General features: G+C 69.3%; 4 protein-coding genes. 1 reads left to right on the top strand and 3 read right to left on the bottom strand.

The window, feature by feature from the left end:
• Positions 1 to 2,297: TonB-dependent hemoglobin/transferrin/lactoferrin family receptor (locus DXK32_RS20815; protein ID WP_114860249.1), on the top strand; the 2,297-nt coding region annotated here is incomplete at its 5' end.
• Positions 2,298 to 2,346: 49 nt separating this feature from the next.
• On the opposite strand, the gene DXK32_RS20810 is transcribed toward DXK32_RS20815, so the two are convergent.
• Genes DXK32_RS20810 through DXK32_RS20800 form a run of 3 tightly spaced genes read right to left on the bottom strand, consistent with a single transcriptional unit; the run spans position 2,347 to position 7,319 of the window.
• The gene (locus DXK32_RS20810) at positions 2,347 to 3,468 is read right to left on the bottom strand and encodes an ABC transporter permease (RefSeq protein WP_114860248.1); all 1,122 of its coding nucleotides are present in this window, start codon (positions 3,466 to 3,468) and stop codon (positions 2,347 to 2,349) included.
• A 3-nt stretch (positions 3,469 to 3,471) separates the two neighbouring features.
• Positions 3,472 to 6,252, bottom strand: a complete 2,781-nt coding sequence (rbbA, locus tag DXK32_RS20805) for a ribosome-associated ATPase/putative transporter RbbA (RefSeq protein WP_114860247.1) — start codon at positions 6,250 to 6,252, stop codon at positions 3,472 to 3,474.
• Positions 6,249 to 7,319, bottom strand: a complete 1,071-nt coding sequence (locus tag DXK32_RS20800; protein ID WP_114860255.1) for an HlyD family efflux transporter periplasmic adaptor subunit — start codon at positions 7,317 to 7,319, stop codon at positions 6,249 to 6,251. The genes rbbA and DXK32_RS20800 overlap by 4 nt, the downstream gene beginning before the upstream one ends.
• Positions 7,320 to 7,425 lie beyond the last annotated feature (106 nt).

The raw sequence follows: 7,425 nt of genomic DNA, 5'->3' as shown, positions 1-7,425 counted from the left end.
ACCCTCCTGCCCTCACACCGTCCCGCTCCCGCCTGCGCGCGGCGCTGTGGCTGTCGGCCTCCGCCCTGACGCTGCTGGCCCCCGCCGCCCAGGCGCAGCAGCAGACCCAGCAGGCCGCCACCCAGACCGCGCAGGCGACCACCGCGCCGCCCCCGACCATCCTCGACGCGGTGACGGTCTATGGCGAGCGCGGCCTGCGCAGCGTGGGCGAGAACACGGGCACGGTGTCGGTCATCCCCGATTACGAGCTTGAGAAGCGCGGCGTCCACCGCCTCCAGGACCTGCCGCGCTACGAACCCGGCGTGACGGTCAGCAACTCCCCGTCCCGCGCCGGGGCGGGCGGCTTCACCATCCGCGGCATCAGCAACAACCGCATCCTGATGCAGGTCGACGGCACGCGGCTTCCGGAATCGCCGGCCTCCGCCGCCCCCTCCGCCGGCTACAACCGCGACGTGGTCGATTTGGACTCGGTCAAGCAGGTGGAGATCGTGCGCGGCCCGGCCTCGGCGCTCTACGGATCGGACGCGCTGGGCGGCGTGGTGACCTATGTGACCAAGGACCCGGCCGATTACCTGCGGCCCGGCCGCGACAGCTTCGTGTCGCTGAAGACGACCTACGACAGCGTCGATTCCAGCCTGTCGGAGACCGGCACGGGGGTGCTGCGCTCCGGCGACTTCTCCCTGCTCGGCATCTACACGCGCCGCGACGGGGAGGAGTACAAGTCCAAGGACAAGGCCTACCGCAACCCGCAGGACTATGAGGGCAACAACGGCCTCGCCAAGCTGGTCTGGGACCACGGGCCGGACAAGGTGACGCTGACCGGCGAGTATTTCCACCGCCAAACCGACACGACGCTGCGCAACGACGTCGGCGGCAGCGCCAGCTACATCTTCTCCATGGCGCCGATGCGCATGACGCGCGGCGCCTTCACCGGCTCCACCGCCGACGACACCGCGACCCGCTGGCGCGTCAGCCTGGAGCATTCGCACGACGCGCCCATCGGCTTCATCGACCACATCGACTGGCGCCTCTACGGCACCCAGTTCGAGCGCGAGGAGAAGCGCACCCGCAACGCCCGCGTCGCCACCTCCACCAGCCCGCTGTTCGCCGCCGGCACCGCCCTGCGGGAATCCACCAGCAACGAATCCAAGCAGACGATCGTCGGCGCCGCCGTCAACCTGCGCTCCGACACCCAACTGTTCGGGCGGCCCAACAGCATCTCCTACGGCTTCGGCCTCGATTCCATCCGCACCGAGCGGATGCGCGACGTGACCCTGACCAACCTTGCGACCGGGGCCACCGCGAAGAGCTACAACGGCGACACCTACCCCAGCCGCACCTTCCCCAACACCGACACGCTGATGGCCTCGGCCTATGTGCAGGACGAGATCACCATCGACCGGCTGCGGCTGGTGCCGGCGCTGCGGCTCGACTATTACCGGATGGACCCGGACAAGGACGCCGCCTACTTCGCCGCCCGGCCGTCCACCCAGCCGGAAAAGCTGGACAAGCTGGCCCTGTCGCCGAAGTTCGGCGCCACCTATGACCTGACGAAGCAGTACGCGCTGTTCGGCCAGTACGCGCACGGCTTCCGCGCGCCGCCCTACGACGACGCCAACCTCGGCTTCTCCAACCCGACCTACGGCTACGAGGTGCTGCCCAACGCCGACCTGAAACCGGAGAGCAGCGACGGCGTCGAGGCCGGCCTGCGCGGCAAGTTCGGCGACGGGTCGAGCTTCCAGGTGTCCAGCTTCTACAACCGCTACAGCGATTTCATCCTGCAGAAGGCGGTCGGCACCGGCGCCGGCGGCATCCTGCGCTATCAGGCGCAGAACGTCTCGAAGGTCGAGATCTTCGGCGCCGAGGGCAAGGGCGAGTGGCGGTTCCGGCCGGGCTGGGCGCTGTTCGGCGCGGCGGCCTTCGCCCGCGGCTTCGACATCGACGCCGGCACCGCCATCGACGAGGTGGCGCCCTTCACCGTCAACGCCGGCCTGTCCTACACCGCGCCGGATGATTTCTGGGGCGCGCAGGTCGCCGCCACCCATGTGACGGCGAAGAAAGCCGATGACGTGAGCAACCCGACCTACCTGAAGGCTCCGGCCTACACCACGGTGGATCTGGCCGCCTACGTCAACCCGACGGAGAACATCAGCCTCGGCACCTCGGTCAACAACCTGTTCAACCAGGGCTATTACAACTACGTCAACGTCGTCGGCGTCAGCGAGACCTCGGCCGACCGCCGCCGCTATCTGGAGGCCGGGCGTTCCTTCCTGGTGCACGCCACGCTGAAATGGTGACAGTCCGATCTTGACCTTGGCGAGCCGCTCCGGGATCGGCCGGCGCGGCTCACGACATCCGGCTGATGGCCTTGCGGAAGCGCGCCAGCGACAGGCTGAACAGGGCCGCGCCGATCCCGACCAGCGCCAGGAATTGCGGCCAGACCACGTCGAGGCCGGCGCCGCGGTACAGGATGGCCTGGGCCAGCGCGACGAAATGCGTCGTCGGCGCGGCGAGCATCACGTCCTGGACGAGGGCGGGCATGCTCTCGCGCGGCGTCATGCCCCCCGACAGCATTTGCAACGGCACCATCACCAGGATCAGCAGCATGCCGAACTGCGGCATGCTGCGCGCCACCGTCCCCAGGAAGACGCCCATCGAGGTGGTGGCGAACAGGTGCAGGGCGGCCCCGGCGAGGAACAGGGCGACGGAGCCACCGATGGGAACCGCCAGCAGCCCCTGGACGACGAAAACCAGGGAGAAAGCGCAGGCGGCGAGCACGACCAGCGCCATCGACCAGATCTTGCCCACCATGATCTCGGCGGGCGTGACCGGCATCACCAGCAGATGCTCGATGGTGCCATGCTCGCGTTCCCGGATCAGGGCGGCGCCGGTCAGGATGATCGACAGCATCGTCACTTGGTTGATGACCTCGATCACCGATCCGAACCAGCCCTTGTTCATCTCGGGATTGAAGCGGACCCGCAGGGCGAGGTCGACCGGGAGGGTTTGCTCCCCCCGGTAGCGCTGAACGAAGGCGCCGACCTCCCCGCTGACGATCTGCTGGATGTAGCCGCTCCCCGAAAAGGCCTGGGTCATCCGGGTCGCATCGACGTTGAGCTGGATCGCCGGCTGGCGCCCGGCGAGAACGTCCCGCTGGAAGTTGGGCGGAATGTCGAGCGCGAAGGTGTCGAGCCCGGCGTCCATGCGGGCGTCCATCTCGGCGGGGGTGATCAGCACCGGCGGCAGGAAGTAGGGCGGGTAGAAGGCGCCGGCGATGCGGGCCGACAGGGGCGAGCGGTCCTCGTCGACGATGGCGATCGCCGCCTTGTTCAGCGTCTCCGGGATGGCGGTCGCCGCCGTGTAGATCGCCAGGGTGAAGGAATAGACGATGAGGACCAGCAGCATCGGGTCGCGGACGAGGCTGCGCAGTTCCTTGATGCCGAGGTTCAGGACGTTGGACGCCTGCATGGTTCAGCGCTCCTGCTTCTTCAGCAGCAACGCGCTGGCGCCGATCAGGACCGGAGCGGCGATCAGCAGCGCGACGAAGGCGGCGTGCAGATCGCCGAAGCCCAGGGCCTTGGAGAAGACGCCCCGCGACATGGTCAGGAAATGGGTGGTCGGGTAGACCTCCCCGATGAGCGCCGCGGCGCCCCCCAGGGAGGAGACCGGATCGATCATGCCGGAATACTGGGTCGCCGGGATCAGCGTGGCGATGGCGGTGCCGAAGATGGCGGCGATCTGGCTGCGCATGAAGCTGGACATCAGCAGCCCCATGGCCGTCGCCGAAAAGCTGTAGAGAACGGCGCCGGTGGACAGGGCCAGCAGGTTCCCGGTCAGCGGCACGCCGAAGGCGGTGACCGCCAGCCCCACCATCAGGAGGAAGTTGAGCATGGCCAGCCCGACATAGGGCAGCTGCTTGCCGAGCAGGAACTCCAGCTTGGTGACCGGCGTGACGTAGAGGTTGATGATCGAGCCGAGTTCCTTCTCCCGCACGACGCTGAGCGCGGCCAGCATCGCCGGAATCAGCAGCAGCAGGATCGGGATGACCGCCGGCACGATGGCCTTCAGGCTCTCGACGTCCGGATTGTAGCGGAAGCGCGTCTCGATGGTGGCGAGGCCGGGTGTCTGGCTTCGCGAGGCCAGCCATTGGCTGTGCATGCCCTGGACGTATCCGTTGACCGTCTCAGCCCGCGTCGGCATGGCGCCGTCGATCCACGCCCCGATCTGGACCGGACGCCCGCGGGCGACGTCGCGCCCGAAGCCCGGCGGGATTTCCAGCGCCAGCGACAGCTCGCCCGCCCGCATCCGCCGGTCGAGATCCTCGTAGTCCCTGATCGGCGCCTGTTCGACGAAGTAGCGGGAGCCGGAGAGGTTGAGCGTGTAGTCGCGGCTCACCGTCGTCTGGTCCCGGTCGAGGACGGCGAAGGACAGGTCCTCGACGTCCATGTTGATGCCGTAGCCCATGATGACCATCAGCAGAAGGCTGCCGACGAGGGCCAGCGTCGCCCGGATCGGATCGCGCCGCAACTCCAGCCCTTCCAGCAGCGTGTAGCTCAGCATCCGCCGCGGGTTGAAGAAGCGGCCACTCGCGCGTTCGCCAGAAGGAGCGGCGGCGGACGGGGCGGCGGCGGGCGGCGGGGACGGCCGGCGATCGTCGGGCACCGCCGCCGCATCGCTGTCCCGGCTCTCCGCCACGGCCTCCTCCAGATAGCCGATGAAGGCCTCCTCCAACGTCGCGGCGCCGCGCGTCGCGACGAGAGCGGCCGGCGTGTCGCTGACCAGCACGCGACCGGCGTGCATCAGCGAGATGCGGTCGCAGCGCTCGGCCTCGTTCATGAAATGGGTCGAGATGAAGATCGTCACCCCGTCCCGGCGCGCCAGCCCGATCATGATCTCCCAGAACGCGTCGCGCGCGATCGGGTCGACGCCCGACGTCGGCTCGTCCAGGATCAGCAGGGCCGGCTCATGGACCATCGCGACGGCGAGGGACAGGCGCTGGCGCTGGCCGAGCGGCAGCCGGTCCGGCAACGCCTCCATCGCGTCGGTCAAGCCGAAGCGCTCCGCCACCGCCGCGACCCGGCCGGGCAGGACGTCCTCGGGCACCTGGAACAGGCGGGCGTGCAGTTCCAGGTTCTGCCGGATGGTCAGCTCCGAATAGAGCGAGAAAGCCTGCGACATGTAGCAGACACGCCGCCGCGTCGCGATGTTGCGGGCGTCCACCGGCTGCCCGAACAGCCGGGCCTCGCCCTCGCTCGGCGGGAGCAGGCCGGTCAGCATCTTCATCGTCGTCGTCTTGCCGCAGCCGTTGGAGCCGAGGAAGCCGAAGATCTCGCCGCGCGGGATGCGGAAGCTGACATGGTCGACCGCCACGAAATCGCCGAAGCGCATGGTCAGGCCCTTCGCCTCGATGGCGATGTCGCTTGCGTCCCCCGTGCGCGGCACGATCGCCACGGCCTTGTGGCCGCGGCGCTTCTCCTCGGGCATCAGCGCGACGAAGGCCGCCTCCAGCGTCGCGGTCGCGGTGCGCTCCAGCAGCTCCCGCGGGCGGCCGGTGGCCAGCACGCGCCCCTCGTCCATGGCGACGAGCCAGTCGAAGCGCGCCGCCTCCTCCATGTAGGCCGTGGCGACCACCACGCTCATGCCGGGCCGGTCCGCCCTTATGCGGTCGATCAGCTCCCAGAACTGCCGCCGCGACAGCGGGTCCACGCCGGTGGTCGGCTCGTCGAGGATCAGCAGGTCCGGGTCGTGGATGAGCGCGCAGCACAGGCCGAGCTTCTGCTTCATGCCGCCGGACAGCTTGCCGGCGGGCCGGTCGAGGAACGGCGCCAGACCGGTGCTGCGCGTCAGGTCGGCGATGCGCCTCCGGCGTTCGTCGCCGCCCTGCCCGAACAGCCGTCCGAAGAAGTCGAGATTCTCGGCGATCGACAGCGTCGGGTAGAGGTTCTTGCCGAGGCCCTGCGGCATGTAGGCGATGCGCGGGCAGACGGCGTGGCGGTGGCGCGCCTCGGCCATGCTGCCGCCCAGCACCTCGACCGTTCCCTCCTGCAGGGCGCGCGCGCCCGACATCAGCGACAGCAGGCTCGACTTGCCGACGCCGTCGGGACCGATCAGGCCCACGACACAGCCCCCCGGAACGTCCAGGCTGACCCCGTCGATGGCCCGGACCTTTCCGTACATCAGACGGACGTCGCGCAGACGGGCGACGGGCGATGCTACGGGCGGCGTGGCGGAGCGGTCGGCGCCGCCGCTCATGGCACGAGGTTTTGCAGGTTTGCCGGCCATTCGGCGTCCGGATCGATCCGCACATAGGCCACCCCCGGCAAGCCGGTCTTCACGTCGCGGATGTATTTCCTGAGCAACGGAGGGGGGACCTGGGCCTTGATCCGGAACATCAGCTTCTGGCGTTCGCTGGCCGTCTCCACCGTCTTCGGGGTGAACTGGGCGACGTCGGCCACGAAGGTGGCCTTGGCGGGAATGACGTATTGCGGGAAGGCGTCGAGGGCGATGCGCACCTCCGTCCCGATCCTCACCCGTCCGGCGGCCTCCGTCGGCAGGAAGAAGGTCATGTAGACGTCGCTGAGATCGACCATGTTCAGCACCCGGCCACCGGCGCCCAGCACCTCGCCCGGCTGCGCCACCCGGAACTGCACCCGCCCGTCGCGCGGCGAGCGGAGCGTGCTGTCCCGGATGTCGGCCTGGATGCGCTCGATGGTGGCCGCAGCGGCGTCGACCGCCGCTTCGGCGTTGACGACCTGGGCCTCGGCGGTGGCGATGGCGGCGTCGGCCGCGGCGACCTGCGCCTTGGCCGCGCTGACGGCGGCGTTCGCGCTTTCGAAGCGGGCGCGGTCGGTGTCGAGCACCTGCCGCGACGTCGTGCCCCGTGCCTCCAGCTCCTCGGACCGGGCGAGCTGCTTCTGGGCGACGTCCCGCTCGGCCTCGCGCTGGGCGACCAGGGACAGCGCCGACTGCCGCTCGGCCTGGCGCTGGAGCACCTGATGGCGGGCGGTCTCGACGCCGATCACCGCCTGCTGCTTCTGCGCCTCGGCCTGCTTGGCCTGGGCCTGGAGCACGTCGGTGTCCATGCGGGCGAGCACCTGCCCGGCGGTGACGAAATCGCCCTCGTCGACCAGGATGTCCTCGACCCGCCCGGCGGTTTTCGTGGCGATGTCGATCTCGACCGCCTCGATCCGGCCGTTGCCGCTGGCCAGACCGGCGGGCAGTCCCCTGGGCTGCAGGAACGACCACATGGCATAGAGGACCACGACGACGGACAGCGCGGCTGCGGCCTTGAGCGGCCACCGGCTTGGCTTCTTCATCATCCACCAATCCATTCGCTTGCAGGCGACGCCTTCAAGGTCCTTCAGCCTATCAGGCCACCCGCGACCCGCCACCGGCTTTTCCGGCCGGACGTGGAAGGCGCTGCTT

This window comes from Azospirillum brasilense (assembly GCF_003349955.1).
Taxonomy (GTDB): Bacteria; Pseudomonadota; Alphaproteobacteria; order Azospirillales; family Azospirillaceae; genus Azospirillum; species Azospirillum brasilense_B.
Note: the sequence above shows the minus strand (reverse complement) of the source record. Positions and strands in the feature narration are given on the sequence as shown.